This window comes from Nocardioides pantholopis (genome assembly GCF_003710085.1).
GTDB classification, from domain to species: domain Bacteria; phylum Actinomycetota; class Actinomycetes; order Propionibacteriales; family Nocardioidaceae; genus Nocardioides; species Nocardioides pantholopis.
Map to the genome: position 1 here is coordinate 2,108,143 of NZ_CP033324.1, position 14,498 is coordinate 2,122,640.

General features: G+C 73.6%; 12 protein-coding genes. 1 reads left to right on the top strand and 11 read right to left on the bottom strand.

The annotated features are described in order from the left end of the window. Nucleotides 1-96 precede the first annotated feature (96 nt). From EBO35_RS10090 to EBO35_RS10100, 3 genes are all read right to left on the bottom strand, one after another. Nucleotides 97-2,196: an MMPL family transporter gene (locus EBO35_RS10090; protein WP_164477904.1), complete on the bottom strand. Its 2,100-nt coding sequence runs from the start codon at nucleotides 2,194-2,196 to the stop codon at nucleotides 97-99. A 182-nt stretch (nucleotides 2,197-2,378) separates the two neighbouring features. Beyond that, the gene (locus EBO35_RS10095; RefSeq protein ID WP_122817599.1) at nucleotides 2,379-3,242 is read right to left on the bottom strand and encodes a hypothetical protein; all 864 of its coding nucleotides are present in this window, start codon (nucleotides 3,240-3,242) and stop codon (nucleotides 2,379-2,381) included. Then, nucleotides 3,239-3,667 (bottom strand): hypothetical protein, encoded by a 429-nt coding sequence (locus EBO35_RS10100; protein ID WP_122817600.1) that lies wholly within the window; start codon nucleotides 3,665-3,667, stop codon nucleotides 3,239-3,241. The genes EBO35_RS10095 and EBO35_RS10100 overlap by 4 nt, the downstream gene beginning before the upstream one ends. Nucleotides 3,668-3,756: 89 nt before the next feature. On the opposite strand from EBO35_RS10100, the gene EBO35_RS10105 reads away from it, so the two are divergent. Beyond that, complete coding sequence (locus EBO35_RS10105) at nucleotides 3,757-4,449, top strand: 4'-phosphopantetheinyl transferase family protein (protein WP_122817601.1); 693 nt, start codon at nucleotides 3,757-3,759, stop codon at nucleotides 4,447-4,449. Nucleotides 4,450-4,455: 6 nt separating this feature from the next. On the opposite strand, the gene EBO35_RS10110 is transcribed toward EBO35_RS10105, so the two are convergent. The 8 genes from EBO35_RS10110 to EBO35_RS10145 form a co-directional block, all read right to left on the bottom strand. Next, on the bottom strand, nucleotides 4,456-6,018 hold the full coding sequence (locus EBO35_RS10110) for a flavin monoamine oxidase family protein (protein ID WP_164477905.1): 1,563 nt from the start codon (nucleotides 6,016-6,018) through the stop codon (nucleotides 4,456-4,458). Beyond that, on the bottom strand, nucleotides 6,015-7,463 hold the full coding sequence (locus tag EBO35_RS10115) for a class I adenylate-forming enzyme family protein (RefSeq protein WP_164477906.1): 1,449 nt from the start codon (nucleotides 7,461-7,463) through the stop codon (nucleotides 6,015-6,017). The genes EBO35_RS10110 and EBO35_RS10115 overlap by 4 nt, the downstream gene beginning before the upstream one ends. Nucleotides 7,464-7,708: 245 nt before the next feature. Next, nucleotides 7,709-8,578 (bottom strand): nitrilase-related carbon-nitrogen hydrolase, encoded by an 870-nt coding sequence (locus EBO35_RS10120; protein WP_164477907.1) that lies wholly within the window; start codon nucleotides 8,576-8,578, stop codon nucleotides 7,709-7,711. 153 nt (nucleotides 8,579-8,731) lie between these two features. Next, nucleotides 8,732-9,814 (bottom strand): ABC transporter ATP-binding protein, encoded by a 1,083-nt coding sequence (locus EBO35_RS10125; RefSeq protein WP_122817604.1) that lies wholly within the window; start codon nucleotides 9,812-9,814, stop codon nucleotides 8,732-8,734. Between the two features lies 1 nt (nucleotide 9,815). Next, nucleotides 9,816-11,360: a hypothetical protein gene (locus EBO35_RS10130; RefSeq protein WP_164477908.1), complete on the bottom strand. Its 1,545-nt coding sequence runs from the start codon at nucleotides 11,358-11,360 to the stop codon at nucleotides 9,816-9,818. Next, nucleotides 11,357-12,181, bottom strand: a complete 825-nt coding sequence (locus EBO35_RS10135) for a carbohydrate ABC transporter permease (RefSeq protein WP_241153634.1) — start codon at nucleotides 12,179-12,181, stop codon at nucleotides 11,357-11,359. Before EBO35_RS10135 ends, EBO35_RS10130 begins: the two co-directional genes overlap by 4 nt. Next, the gene (locus EBO35_RS10140; protein WP_122817606.1) at nucleotides 12,178-13,143 is read right to left on the bottom strand and encodes a carbohydrate ABC transporter permease; all 966 of its coding nucleotides are present in this window, start codon (nucleotides 13,141-13,143) and stop codon (nucleotides 12,178-12,180) included. The genes EBO35_RS10135 and EBO35_RS10140 overlap by 4 nt, the downstream gene beginning before the upstream one ends. Before the next feature lies 1 nt (nucleotide 13,144). After that, entirely contained in the window at nucleotides 13,145-14,488 is a 1,344-nt protein-coding gene (locus tag EBO35_RS10145) for an ABC transporter substrate-binding protein (protein ID WP_122817607.1), read from the bottom strand. Nucleotides 14,489-14,498: the final 10 nt, after the last annotated feature.

Below are 14,498 nucleotides of genomic sequence, written 5' to 3' on the forward strand. Positions count from 1 at the left end.
TGTCGGGGGCGCGCGCATGCCCCACGAGGCGGACCGCGGCGTGGGCGCCTGCCGCTCGGCGTGCCGCTCGGGAGGAACCGACAGCAGTCGGGGCTCCTAGTTCCTCGGCCTGCCGACGCGGGAGGGCCACCAGAGACGGTCGCCCAGGAGGACGGCGAGGGCCGGCATCAGCAGCGAGGCGACCGGACCCGCCGCCAGGGCGATCCCGATGGCCACGGCCGCTCCCAGCTGCACCGTCGACGGCACCCCGGAGAGGATCAGCGCGGCGAACGTGCCGGCCAGGATCAGCCCGGCAGCCAGGACGGAAGGTACGGAGTGGACCATCGCCGCCCGGACCGCGTCGGCCCGGTCCCGGCCCGTCGCGCGTTCCTCCCGGATGCGCAGCATCACGAGGATCGTGTAGTCGGTGCCGATCGCCAGCACGAAGACGTAGAGCACGATCGGCACGTTGAACGCGACACCGGGATCGCCGAGCAGGTCCTGGAAGATCCCGACGCTGGCCCCGAGCGCGGCGAGGACCCCCAACACGATGGCGCCGACGAGGACGACCCCCGCCACCACGCCGCGCAGCGCGAGCATCAGACCGACCATGATGGCGCCCGCGGCCACAGGACCGACGAGGAGCAGGTCGCGGTTGTTGGCATCCCGCAGGTCGACCGACGTCGCGGTGTCGCCGGCCAGGACGACCTCGACGCCCACCTCGTCGGCCACGGACTCGGTCGCCGGGCGCAGCTGGTCCTCGAACGCGTCGAGCGACGCGTTGCGCAGCGGGTCGTCCTCGAACGCGAAGACCACCTGGCCGGCCTCGCCGTTCTCCGAGACCGGGCCCGGCACCGCCTCCCCGGGCAGGTCGCGGTCCGCGAGCGCCTCGGCGAACCGACCGACGTCGGCCTCGTCGACCCCGTCGGCCCCGTCGGACGTCAGCACGATGCGGGTGGGGTTGAGGGTCCCCGCGGGCAGCGAGGTGCTCAACGTCTCGAGGGCGCGGCTGGACTCGGTCGAGGGGTCGAGGGCGGAGGTCGTGCTGAAGTCGGGCTGGAAGGCGAGGGCCGCGGCGCCTCCGCCGAGCAGGATCGCGACCACCGCGGCGGCGACCAGGCCGGCCCGCTGGACGACCACCGCCGCCAGGGCCCGCAGCAGCCGCCCGCGCGGCTGGCGCCGCCAGGGCCGCGAGGGCCAGAAGACGGCGCGGCCCAGGAGGGAGAGCACCGCAGGGACCAGCGTGATCGCCGCGAGGAACATGATCAGGACCGAGACGATGAGCCCCGGGCCGAGCGTCCGGTAGAAGCCGAGCGTCGCGAGACCGAGCGCGGCGAAGGCGATCGTGACGGCGAGGGCGGCCGAGCCGAGCACCGGCGCGGTCCGCACCGTCGCGCGTTCCAGTGCCGCCCGGGTCTCCACGCCCTCCCGCAGGGCCTCCCGGAACCGGAAGAGGATGAACAGGACGTAGTCGGTGCCGACTCCGAAGAGCACGACGGTGAGGATCAGCGGCAGGTTCTGGTCGACCGGCCAGTTCCAGGCCGAGGCGAGGCCGGCGGTGGTCCGTGCGGCCAGCTCGTAGACGACCGGCACGACCAGGACCGGCACCAGCGCCGCCAGGAGCCCGCGGAAGGCGAGCAGCATCAGGGCGAGGATCACCACGACCGTCGCGACCGAGATGACCAGCTCCGCCTCCTCGGCCGCCTCCCGGCCGTCGTGGTTGAGCGCCACGTTGCCGGTGAGCTCCGCGACCACTCCCTCGGGTGCGGCGTCGGCCACCACCTCACGCACCCGGTCCACTGTCGCATCGGCCTCCGCCGCGTCGACCTCGGCGACGGCGAGGTCGATGAACTGCACGGTGCCGTCATCGGAGACCGCTGCCTCGTCGCTGCCCACCCCTTCCACGTGCTCGATCTCGGCCTCCTCCAGCGCCGAGACCAGGCCGCTCACCACCTCGGGCGAGTCGACGACCCGCCCGCCGTCCTCGAGTGACACCACGAGCACGGCAGTGCTCGTGGTGTCGTCGGGGAACGCCGCGTCCTCGACCTTCGAGGCCGCGACCGAGTCCGCCGTGTCGGGAAGGAACGCCGCCTGCTCGGACTCGGTCACCGACCCGAGCCCGGGCAGGAGGAGCACAGCGGCAGCGAGGGCCGCCACCCAGGTCAGGATCACCAGCAGGCGGTGGTGCTGGGAGAAGCGGACCACACCGCCGAGCACCCCGGCCCGGTCGTGACCTGGGCCGGGGTCGTCGGCCGCCGCGTCCGACCGGTCGGCCCGTGGTCCGGTCGGGCCGGCGTTCCGGGGGGCCGCGCCGGGCGCCCGCCCCGAGCCGTTCGCGCCGGACGGCCTCGCGGGCTTCGTCGGTGCTGTGCTCCCACCGTCTCGGTCGTCGGTCGCGGTCACGGGAGATCTGGCTCCCCCGGCGCGGGCTCGGGTGTCCCCCTGCGGGAGACCCGGACGTCACCGGTGCTGGAGACCACGCAGATCCGGCGCGCCGCGGGCCGGTCTGGGGACTGCGTGCCGTCCTCGGGGCTGGGCGTCCGGAGGACCGGCGGGAGGTCCGAGACGTCGACCGCGCCATCGGTCGCGAGGGCCAGCTCGACCGCACCGCCCGAACGCAGGGTGAGGGCGACGGTGCCGCGCGAGGAGACGACCTCGGCGGCGCCGGCCAGGTCGGCGACGTCGAGCGACGCTCCGTGCAGGTCGGCGACCACGGCACCGTGGACCGTGCCGAGCGACGCCCGGCCCTGGCCGAGGCGCAGGTCGACGCTGTGTGCCGACGCGGCGCTGACGTCGCCGCGGCGCGCCTTGACGCGGATCGCGCCGGCAGTTCCGGTGACCTGCAAGCGCACCACGTCACCGCGGACGACGAGCTCGCCCCCGGCGGGTGCCCGCACCGTGAGGGCGACGGTGCCGAATCGCACGGCCCCACGCTGCGGGCTGCGCACGACCAGCCGGTTGTCGAAGGACGAGAAGGTGACCTCCGTGGTCGAGAGCAGGTAGGCGCGCAGCCCCTCGGGCGACTCCGTGCCGCCGCCGATCGCGGCTCCACGGACCAGCCGCAGCAGGCGTTCGTACGGCGCACCCGCCTCGAACACGGCGCCCGGGGCGACGTCGACCTGCACCTCGGTCAGTCCCTCGACGAACTCGACGCTCACCGGGTCCGCGCCGACGTGCACGAAGGTCCGCGGCGGGACCGGCCCGACCCCGAAGGCCTCGTGCCGGACGACCGCAGGGGGCGCGGGTGCCGCTTGGGTGCTCACAGCTCGACGCGCCCGCGGACCTCGTCCCGGTCCTTCGGGGCACGCCCCCGAGCGGTCAGCAGCAGGTCCGGGCGGGCGAGCTGGCGCACCAGGTCGGCCCGGTCCTGGGAGGCCAGCTCCCGCGCCTGGGCGATCACGCGGCGCACGAGCGCCTCGATCTCGCTGCTGCCACGTCCGGGCGACGCCTTCTCCTCCGCTTCCGCGGCGCCGGGCGTCCGCGGCGCGCCGGAGCGCATCCGCTCCACCGACTCGACGACCTGGGTGACGATCTCCTTGGCGAGCGCGGTCCCGGCGGCGATCAGCGCCTCGGTGGAGGCACCCGAGGAGCTCGGGGACGAGCCGGCCGACTGGCTGCCCGACGTGGCGGTGGTCGAGGAGGTGCGAAGCTCCTCGACCAGATCCTTGACGATCGCTTCGAACTTCATATGGCAGTGTGTTCCGACCGGCGATCCGGGCGCCGGCATCGCACGAGAGTGCCGCCAATCCACGCAACAGTCGCAGCCGAGGACTCCTCATGCAGCAGCCGTCACCGTGCTCGGGCGACCCGGCCCGACCGCCGGCCGGCTCGCTGGCGCTCCTGGCCGCTGACGTCCTCCTCGGCGGTGTCGTTCTGCGGGCCGCGCCCGTCGACGTGCCGGTCGATGCCCTGGCCCCGCTTCCGGACGCCGAGGCGCCCCTGGTCGCGGGCGCGCCGCCCGCCCGCCGGGCGCAGTTCGCGGTCGGGCGTCGGATGGCGCGCGAGGCCCTTGCAGCCTGCGGTGTGCCCGTGGCCGGCCTCGGTGCCGACGAGCTGGGCGCGCCCCGCTGGCCGACCGGCCTGGTGGGGAGCATCAGCCACGTCCCGGACCTCGCGGCGGCCGCGGTCTCGACCGACCTGCGGGGCGTGGGCGTCGACGTCGCGCGCCGCTCGCCGCTGGGTCGCGAGCAGGTCGTCATCCTGCTCGACGACGAGGAGCGGCGAACCGTCGAGTCGGTCGCCGGGGCGTTCGGAGGGGTGGCCGGGTTCGCGGTGAAGGAGGCGACGTACAAGGCCGTGCACCCGACGCTGCGAAGCCCGCTCGGCTACCGCGACATCCGGGTCACGCTGCGCGAGGACGGCACGTTCGGGGCCGCCGTCCGCGACCCCGCGGGCGGTACGCCGTGGCGGGTGACCGGCTGGTGGACCGCGGCCGGGCAGCACGTCGCCGCGGTGGCAACGCTCACCTGAGCCCGCTCACAGCTCGACCGGTGCCAGCTCGGCGTACCGGTCCCCCGGCCCCGGGTTCGCCACCGGGCAGGAGCCCTGGAGGTGCCGGGTCACCGCCCACACCGCGTTGAGCGCGGTGCTGATGGCGCCTCCGGCGAAGCCCCCGGTCCACGAGACGTCGTCGCCCGCGACGTAGAACCCGAACCCGGGCGGCCGCGAGCGCACGAAGTCGCAGTAGAGGCCGCGCTGCAGGGCGTACTGCCCCGGCAGGTTCTGGCTGAACGCGTCGACGCAGCCGCGTTGCTCGTCCCAGGTGACCGCGACGGCGGGGCCGCGACGGTGCTCACGGACCCCGTGTCCGGGCAGGACGCCGTCGAGGTAGCGCAGGCAGGCCTCGGCCCGGTCCTCGGCATCGATGCCCCGGAACACGTCCGCGTCGTCGTTCCACGTGTAGGACAGGCACACCGTGCCGGGTCCGTCGGCCGTCTCCCCGAACAGGTACACCGCGCGCGGGTGCCGGTCGGTCAGCGTGGTCAGCAGCCGGGGAGGGCCCGGGTCCAGCCAGTACGCCCGGTCGACCGGGACGAGGACCTTCGAGGACGCCATGTAGTGGATGCCCTCGGCGGCTCGGACCAGGTCCGGCGTGAGGAGCTCCTCGGCGACCCGCAGCCGCAGCAGGAGGTGACGCACCGGCGCGGTGCTCACCACCGCCGCGTGCCGGGTGCTGCGCCCCGAGCGCTCGGTGACGAGGAGTCCCGCGCCGTCGCGCACGATCGAGGCGACCTCGCCGCCCAGCTCCGCCTGCCCGGTGGCGGCGCGGGTCCGGTGCCACAGCCGTCGGGGCAGCTGCTGGCATCCGCCGACGACGCCGACGTGGTCGGTGTCGAGTCCGGCCGCCACGATCCGGAGCGCCTCGAGCACGCTGTTGTCGAAGTCCGTGTCCCACCCGCCGCTGCCGAAGCCGACGTGGCCGAACAGCTCCCGGCTCGCCCGGTCGGCGAAGTACGGCGACTCGAGCAGCACCGACCGCAGCGACACCTCGTCCAGCGCACGCACGATCTTCGGCCAGATCCGGGTCACCGTGCCGGTGTCGCGCTCGGCCAGGGCGTCCCTCACCAGGCGCATGTCCGCGACGTCCTCGACAGTGGCGCGCCAGGCCCGGTCGACGGCCGCGAGGTCGCCGGGCAGTGCACCGCGGGTGACGACCCGGCGTACGCCGCCGACGTCGACCAGGGCCCGCGGCGCCGCCGCGGAGAGCGGGTTCGGGAACGGGTAGGTCCGCAGCCCGACCGCCCGCAGGTAGTGCCCGACGAGCGCGTCACGCCGGGAGAACCGCATCGCGCCCAGCTCGGCCGGATAGGGGTCGTCGGCGCGCAGCGGCACCGACCGCATCCGGCCACCCACGCCGACCCCGTCGTACACCACGGGCCGGAGGCCGACGGCGCACAGCGCGTCCGCCGCGACGGTGCCGGCGATGCCGGCACCGATGACCGCGACGGAGCGCCCGAGGTGCTGCTCGCCGACGCGGCCGATCCCGTGCGGGCTCTCCAGCCAGCCGACGTGGTCGAACGGGAAGTCGGGAGCCGTCACGAGGCGTCCTGGTCGACGCTCGGGTCCCCGTGACCCGCCTCGTCGGGGTCCAGCTGGCGCAGGAGCCCGGCCCGGTCCGGCTTGCCGTTGAGGTTGCAGGGCATCGCCGCCACGAGACGCAGGTCGTCGATCTCGTGGTCGCCGACGCACACGGTCCCCACGAGCCGTCGTACGAGATCGCGCTGCTCCGGCGAGCGAGCCTCGGCGAAGCACACGAGCCGCCCGCGGCGGTGGTCGCCCACCACCACGACCGACCCGGGCACCCCGGCCTGCCGGAGCCGGTGCTCGACAGCGGCCGGATAGGTCAGGGTGCGGCCGCGACGCAGCGCCTCGGCGCGGCCGACCAGGTGCAGCGCCCCGTCGGCGTCGATGCTGCCGAGGTCGCCCGTCGGGCACCAGCCATCCGGGGCCGGGGGCGGGTCGATGCCGTCGCCGACGAGGTATCCGGACATCACGTGCTCGTAGCAGACGTGGATCTCCCCGACCTCGCCCGCCGGCAGGACCCGACCGTCGCCGGCCCGGACCTGCAGCCGCACCCCGCGGACCGGCGGCCCGCAGCCGGTCGGGTGGTCCGGCACCGCGAAGGTCAGGTTGCCGAGCTCGGTGCTGCCGTAGCTGTCGAGCAGCGGTACGCCGAAGCGCCGGCGGCCGCACTCGGCCAGGGCGGGCGGGAGCGGGGCGGCGCCGCTGCAGGGAAGGCGCACGCGCGCCAGGGCCTGCGCGAAGGCGGGACGCCGGTCGGCCAGCGCGAGCAGCGTGCGCCAGGTGGCCGGGGTGGCGTCGAGGACCGTCGCGCCCGCGGCCGCGGCGAGCCGGAGGCCGACGTCGAGCCGTTCGGCGGGGCACACCACCAGGTCCGCGTCCAGCCTCCAGGCGATCATCGCGATCCCCAGCCCGTACTGGTGCGGCAGCGGCAGGGCCGGCCAGAAGACATCGTCGCGCCGGTGCCCCATCGCCTCGATGTTGGCGTCGAGGTTGGCCAGGAACGCGGCCCCCGACTTGGCGACGGGCTTCGGGTCGCCGGTCGAGCCACCCGAGGCCATCACCAGGGCGTCGGGCATCGAGCACCAGCGGCGGAGGTCCAGGGCGTCGGGCGGCCGGCTGTCGCAGGCCACGCCAGTCGCGCCCGCACCGAGGGGGTCCACCCGCAGGATCCGACCCGCCCAGGGGCCCGGCTCGTCGGTCACGAGCAGGTCGGCGCCGGTGGCGGCCAGCCGGCGGGCGGTGAGCGCGTGTGGTGTCCGGGCGTCCACGAGCACGATCGAGGCCGCCGCCTGGGCCAGGCCCAGGAACCAGGCGAGCCAGGCTGCCGAGTTGGCCGCCTTGAGGGCGACCCGGCTGCCCGGACCCACTCCGAGGGCCGCGGCCCGCTCGGCGTGCGCCAGCGCCCGGCGCTCGACCTCGGCGAAGGTCCAGCTGCCGTCAGGGGTGCTGAGGGTGGCCACCCACCCAGGCTCGACGTCCGGGGATCCGTCGAGGCGACCCGCGGGACGGTTGCACAGTTCGCGGCATCCCGCGCCGCCGACCGCACCGACCTGGGTCGGTCCGCGGCTCTCGCCCGGCGCCGAGCGGGCTCAGTTCTTCAGCACGTTGTAGACCACGACGACGACCAGCAGGGGGACCACCACCCAGGCGAGCAGTCCCAGCTCGATGTCCCACGGTCCGATGCCGATCGTGACGAATGCGTCGATCATGGCTGAGTCTCCTCCGAGTGCCGGTGCCGCTCGTTGATCCGTGTCCCGGCCCTCGTGGCCGGGACACCGTCAGGGGGTCCGCCGGCGTGGCCGGCGTAGAGCGCGGGCCGCCGGTCGCGCAGATAGGGCAGCTCGGCGCGCGCGGCCGCCACCGCGTCGGTCCGCACCGTCCCCCGCAGCACCCCGGGCGCCGGGCCGCAGGCGACCTGGACCGTCCCGTCGGGTGCGGCGAGGAGGCTCGACCCCGCGCCCTCCGTGACCGGGTCGCCGGCCACGTTGACGTAGAGGACGTAGCACCGCGACTCCCAGGCCCGTGCCGGGACCACCAGCTCGAGCACCGGGCGGACGGCCGCCGCGGGACCGAACAGCACAGCGGGCACGACGACGAGGTCGACGTCGTCGGCGACCATCCGGAGATACTCCGGGAACTCCGCGTCGTAGCAGATCGCGACGGCCACCCGGAGCCCGTCGAGGTCGACGACGGCCGGCGGGCCGTCACCCGCAGCGAACCACCGGCGCTCGTCCCCGAACAGGTGCGCCTTGACGTGGACGGCCCGGAGCCGGCCGCGGCGGTCGATCACCACCGCGGCGTTGCGCACCGCACCGTCGACGACGAGCGCATGGCCGACCACGAGCGCCACGTCGTGGCGGGCCGCCGTCGCGCAGAGGCTGTCGAGCACGGCGGTGTCGGGGAGGACGCTCGGCGGTCTGGGCCCGTAGCCGGTCAGGGCCAGCTCGGGCGTCACGACCAGGTGGTTGTCGGGGGCATGGGCGGCCGCTAGCGAGTCGAGGGCGGCGAGGGTCGCCGCCGTGGTCGTGGGAGCGCGGGTCGGCGCCGTCTGAAGTCCGACGATCCCGAAGTCCACGCTGTACCTCCGCCTCCGACCCTTCCAGCACCGGTCCCCCAGGCCAAGCAGGAACCGGTGATTTGCAGCGATCGGGGCAGCGATCGGGGCAGCGATCGGGGCAACGGGCGGGGCCGGGGGTGAGCCGGGCCGTCAGGCGGCCCGCAGCTCCCCTCACCCGTCCAGGCGGGCGCCGGTCTCGGTGTCGAAGATGTGCACCCGGTCGGGGTCGGTGGTCACGTGGACGGTCTCGCCCTTGCGCAGCGGCTGCCGGCCGTCGATGCGCAGCACCAGCGCGCTCGGGGTGCCCTCCACGTCGCTGGTGCCGTACACGAACGCGTCCGCGCCCAGCTCCTCGACCACTGTCACGGTGACCGGCAGGCCACCGACGCCGGGTCCGACGACCCGCCAGGCCTCCGGGCGGACGCCGACGGTGATGTTCCCGCCGGCCTGGGCGGCCGCGTCCCGCGTGATGGGTACGACGTACTCCCCGATCCGGGCGCCGTCGGGACCGACGGTGGCCCGGATCAGGTTCATGGCCGGTGAGCCGATGAACCCGGCGACGAACAGGTTGACCGGCCGGTCGTAGAGGCCCAGCGGGGCGTCGACCTGCTGCAGGACGCCGTCCTTCATCACCGCGACCCGGTCCCCCATCGTCATCGCCTCGACCTGGTCGTGGGTGACGTAGACGGTCGTGATGCCCAGCCGCTGCTGCAGGGACGCGATCTGGGTGCGGGTGGAGACCCGCAGCTTCGCGTCCAGGTTCGACAGCGGCTCGTCCATGCAGAAGACCTGCGGCTGGCGCACGATCGCCCGGCCCATCGCGACCCGCTGACGCTGCCCGCCCGAGAGCGCCTTCGGCTTGCGCTCCAGGTACGGCTCCAGGTCCAGCAGCCGGGCCGCCTCCAGCACCCGGGTGCGACGCTCGTCCTTCGGCACCTTGGCCATCTTCAGCGAGAACGCCATGTTGTCGGCCACGCTCATGTGCGGGTACAGCGCGTAGTTCTGGAAGACCATCGCGATGTCGCGGTCCTTGGCGGGCACGTCGGTGACGTCGCGGTCCCCGATCAGGATCGTCCCCTCGGTCACCTCCTCCAGGCCCGCCAGCATCCGCAGCGAGGTCGACTTGCCGCAGCCCGAGGGGCCGACCAGCACCATGCACTCGCCGTCGGCGATCTCCAGGTCGAGCCGGTCGACGGCCGGAGCCGTGCTCCCGGGGTAGATCCGCTGCGCGTTGCGGTAGGTCACCGACGCCATCTCAGTCCTCCTCCGGCGCCGGGGCGCCTGCTCCGTTGCCGGCGGGGACGCTCGTCCCTGCCGCGTGCATGACCACCACGTCGCCGTGGCCGCCGTACCCCACGACGTCCTCGGCGTACTGGGTGCCGTCGAAGGTCACCAGCCACCAGCCGCCGGCCGGGCCCGGCACCAGCTGGGGGTGCGGGATGTTCGTCGGGTACGGCGCGTCGAGCCGCCCGGCGGGGCGGCCGTCGAGGTCGAAGACGGGGTACGCCCGCTCATCTGCGTCGCTGGCCAGCAGCCAGGTCCGGTCCCCCACCGTCGCCAGCACCGGCCCCTCGCACTGGTGCCTGTCGGTGGCCGCGGCGACCGGCTCCAGCCCCTCGGACCAGTCGCGAGACGTGGTCCGGGCCAGGGCCGGATGGAAGTCGAACGGGTCCTGGGAGGGACTCTCGACGAACGCCACGTGCCAGGCGTCGTCCACGCGGATCAGGCCAGGGTCCCAGCTGCCGTGCTCGGTCGGCAGCGGCGTCGGCTCGGTGTCGAGCACGTGCACCCCGCGCAGCAGGTCGGCCTCGGTCGTCGTGTGCCGCACGTGGATGGACCCGGGCTCGAAGTCGCCCCACGAGCTGGTCGCCACCAGCCACTGCTCGCCGTCGCGCACCAGCTGGCCGGCGTGGTCACCGAGCACCAGGCCGTCGCGGCGGCTGAACAGCTGCGCCTCCAGCCGCAGGTCGGTCGGGTCCGCCGGGTCCAGGGACCACACCGTCCAGTGCGCCTGCTGGAAGAACCCCAGCCCGGCGCAGGTCCAGGTCAGGTGCAGCCGCCCCGCGCGCAGGTACGGCGTGCCGTCGGAGTTCTGGACCAGGTGCGGGTCCCGCAGCCCGGCCATGCCGAAGAGTCCCGCGCGGACGTCCAGGTCGGCGTCCCGCCCGCCCCAGGCGTAGCGGTACTCGCCGAGCACGTCCTCGCGGCGCAGGTCGACGAGCTCGGCGACCTTGTCGCGCTCGGTCAGCACCGGCTGCCACCCGTCCCCGGTGTCGACGAGAGCGGTCACCTGGTTCTCGCACAGCGCGAACGCCAGCCCCAGCTCCCCGGTCGCGGCCGCCGCGACCCGGCGGCGCCGCAGCACCCGGCTGCGCCCTGCCAGGCGGACCTGGAGCGAGACCGTGCCGCTGGCGGCCGACCACCTGACCAGCACCTGGTCACCGCCGGCCGTGGCGAGCCCGGCGACGGCGCTCCCGCCGTCCCCCGCCCGGACCCGCAGCTCGACCGCCGCCCACGGAGCCGCCGGTCCCCCGTCGGCGCGCTCCAGGGCAGCCGCGTCGCGGCGCGCGGCCTCGGTCGCCACGAACCCGGGAGCGACCAGCTCGAAGGGCCGGAACTGCTCGGTCGTGGTGAAGCTGAGGTCGAAGATGGCGGCCTCCTGGGCGGCTGTGGAGGTCCCGGCACCGGACCCGCCGGCCCGGGGCGAGTCGGTCGTGCCGGTGTCGGTGCAGGCGGCCAGCCCCACCGCCGCGCCGCCCACCAGCAGCACCCGGCGCGTGGTCCGGACCTGGGTCATCATCCCTTCAGCCCGGACCGGGAGACACCCTCGATGACGAACCGCTGCGCCACCAGGTAGAGCAGCAGCACCGGCACGCTGGCGACCACGGCGCCGGCCATCAGCAGGTCGTAGCGGACGCTGTTGGCCGACTGCAGCGTGGACAGGCCGGCCTGCAGGGTCTGGTTCTCCGGGCTGAACAGCACGTAGACCGGCCACAGGAAGTCGTTCCAGTTGGTCAGGAACGACAGCAGCGCGAGCGTGGCGAGCGCCGGCTTGGACAGCGGCAGCACGATCCGGAAGAAGATCTGCCACCGGTTGGCCCCGTCGAGGTAGGCCGACTCCTCCAGCTCGCGTGGCAGCTGGGCGAAGAACTGGCGCAGGAAGAACACCCCGAAGGCGCCGGCGGCGGTCGGCACGATGATCGCCAGCAGCGTGTCCAGCCAGTACAGCCGGCCGACGATCTCGTAGTTGGGGATCACCAGGATCACCGGCGGCACGAACAGCGTCGAGATGATCAGCGCGAAGACGATCCGCTTGCCCCGGAACTCCAGCCTCGCCAGTGCGTACGCCGCCAGCGCGGAGGTGGCAACGACGAGCAGCGCGTTGGCCGCCGCGGCCAGCATCGAGTTCAGGAACCACCGCAGGACCGGGGTGTCCGCGGCCTGGAGGATGCGGTCGTAGGCCTGGAGCGTGAACGGGTCCGGCCACCAGGTGGGTGGGGTCTCCACTGCCTGCTGGGAGGTCTTGAACGACGTCACCAGCATGAAGAGCAGCGGGCTCACGAACAGCGCGGTCAGGACGACCAGCAGCCCGTAGCGCAGGGCGCGCACCGCGGACCTCACGACGACTCCAGGCTGCCGCGGAGCCGGAAGATCGCGAACACCACGACCGAGAGCACCATCAGCGCCAGGGTCAGGATCCAGCTCATCGCCGCCGCCTGGCCCATCTGGAAGTTCTGCAGCCCGGTCTCGGCGATGTAGAAGATCGCGGTCTGGGTCTCCCGGGCCGGGGCGCCGTTGGTCATCAGGAACGACTGGCCGAACATGTTGGCCGAGGAGATGATCGTGATCAGCGTGACGAACATCGTGACCGGTCGCAGCGAGGGCAGCGTGACGTTGCGGAACTGGGCCCACCACCCGGCGCCGTCCATGGTCGCCGCCTCGTAGAGCTCGCGGGGGATGTCCTGGAGCCCGGCGATGTAGATCACCGCGTTGAACCCCAGCGTCCACCACACCGTGACGCCCACCAGGGCCACCCAGGCCGGCGGCACCGAGCTCAGCCACGCGATGTCGTCGGGCAGGCCCAGCGCACCGAGGTAGGAGTTGACGGCGCCGATGTTGCGGTCCAGCAGGAAGCGCCACATCACGCCGACCACCGCCACGCCCAGGACGTACGGCGCGAAGTAGATCGCCCGGAACACGTTGCGGCCGCGGAACCGCTGGTTCATCACCATGGCGACCGCCAGCGGCACCACGATCAGCAGCGGGACGCTGAACAGCGTGAAGATGCCGGTGGCCTGCATCGAGTTCCAGAACGGGTCGAAGGACACCGAGCCCGGGTCGAAGAGCGCCGTGTAGTTGTCCAGGCCGACGAATGGCTTGTTGGGCAGCGTGAAGTCCCAGCTGTGCAAGCTGATCCACAGGCCCAGGACGATCGGCGCCAGCACGAAGACGGTGAACAGCACGAGGTAGGGCGCCAGGAAGACCCACGCCACCAGGCCGTCCCCGCGCCGGCGGGCGGGCGGCGGCTTCCCGACCCGGTCCCGGGCCGGGTCCGGGACCGCCTTGGTGACCGTGGCGGTCATCTCAGCTCCCGAACTTCTCGAGGTTCTCCTGCATCATCTTGCTGGCGTTGCCGGCCTGGGTGGACAGCGCGTCGGCGGGCGAGGTCTTGCCGAGCACTGCCTCGTTGACCGCGACCTCGAGGGTCGGGATCTGGACGTCGCCGAGCCCGGGCACCGGCGGCAGGAAGTGCAGGGTGTCGATCTGCTCGCGGATGCCGTACTGGACGGAGTCGGTGAACTCCGTCTGCTCGCGCACCGAGTTGCGGGCCGGGATCATCCCCGCCTGCGACCAGGACGCCGACTGGTCGGACATCCAGCCGATGAACGTCTTGGCCGCGTTCGCCCGGTTCTCGTCGCCGGCCGCCTGCTCGCTCATGAAGAAGTTGTGGGAGTTCCCCCAGGCCGCCGCCTCGTCGCCGATGACCGGGATCTGGGCGATGCCGTAGTTGATCCCCGACTCCTGCAGGTCGTTGATCTGCCAGATGCCGTCCCAGGTGATCGAGTTCTGGCCGTTCTTGAACGCGACGTACTGGGTGTCGATGTCGACGTTGTCGGGGCTGTAGCCCTTGTCGACCTGGTCGCGCATCCAGGCCAGGGCCTGCTCGCCGGCCTCGTCGTCGTAGGTCGCCTCCGAGCCGTCCTCGGCGTACGGCTCCCCGCCGAACTGCCAGAGCAGCGAGAGGAACATCAGGTGCGCCGGCCACTGGTTCGGCATCCAGAACGGGTTCTGGATGCCGGCCTGCTGCAGCGCCTGGCACGCCTCGTCGAGGCTCGCCGCGTCGGTGGGCGCCTCGGTGATGCCGGCCTTCGTGAAGTGGTCCTGGTTGTAGTACATCGCGATCGTGTGCACGTCCAGCGGGACGCCGTAGCGATCGTCCTGGTAGATGCCGGGCCCCCACACCGAGGGCGCGAAGTCGGACTCCGCCAGGCCGAGGGCCTCGGCGAGGTCGTCGACCGGCGCGATCACCTGGCGGGCCGCGTTGGTCGCCAGCTGGTCCAGGTGCATGGCGCCGACGTCGGGCCCCTTGCCGGCGTTCGCGGCGGCGGGCAGGCGCTGGTAGAAGTCCGCCCACTCCACTGTGTTGTTCTTCAGCGAGATGTTGTCGTGGGCGCTCATGAAGCTGGCCACCAGCTGCTGCATGGCCGGGCCGTCGCCTCCGGTGAAGCCGTTCCAGTAGGCGAGGCTCAGCGCCGGGCCGTCGTAGGCCTCGCCCGAGAAGCCCCCGACGCCCTCCTGGTCGCGTTGCCCGCCGACCCCCTCGCCACCGCCGCAGCCGGCGAGCAACAGGCCACCGGCGGTGACGGTGAGGAACCCACGACGGGTCAGGCCCGACCGGGTCGGGACGAAGAGCGGCGAGCGGTGCATGGTGGCCTCC

Coding starts and splice junctions, on each gene's coding strand:
- EBO35_RS10100 (WP_122817600.1), bottom strand. CDS start 3,667: ATGAAGTTCGAAGCGATCGTCAAGGATCTGGTCGAGGAGCTTCGCACC.
- EBO35_RS10105 (WP_122817601.1), top strand. CDS start 3,757: ATGCAGCAGCCGTCACCGTGCTCGGGCGACCCGGCCCGACCGCCGGCC.
- EBO35_RS10125 (WP_122817604.1), bottom strand. CDS start 9,814: ATGGCGTCGGTGACCTACCGCAACGCGCAGCGGATCTACCCCGGGAGC.
- EBO35_RS10130 (WP_164477908.1), bottom strand. CDS start 11,360: ATGATGACCCAGGTCCGGACCACGCGCCGGGTGCTGCTGGTGGGCGGC.
- EBO35_RS10140 (WP_122817606.1), bottom strand. CDS start 13,143: ATGACCGCCACGGTCACCAAGGCGGTCCCGGACCCGGCCCGGGACCGG.
- EBO35_RS10145 (WP_122817607.1), bottom strand. CDS start 14,488: ATGCACCGCTCGCCGCTCTTCGTCCCGACCCGGTCGGGCCTGACCCGT.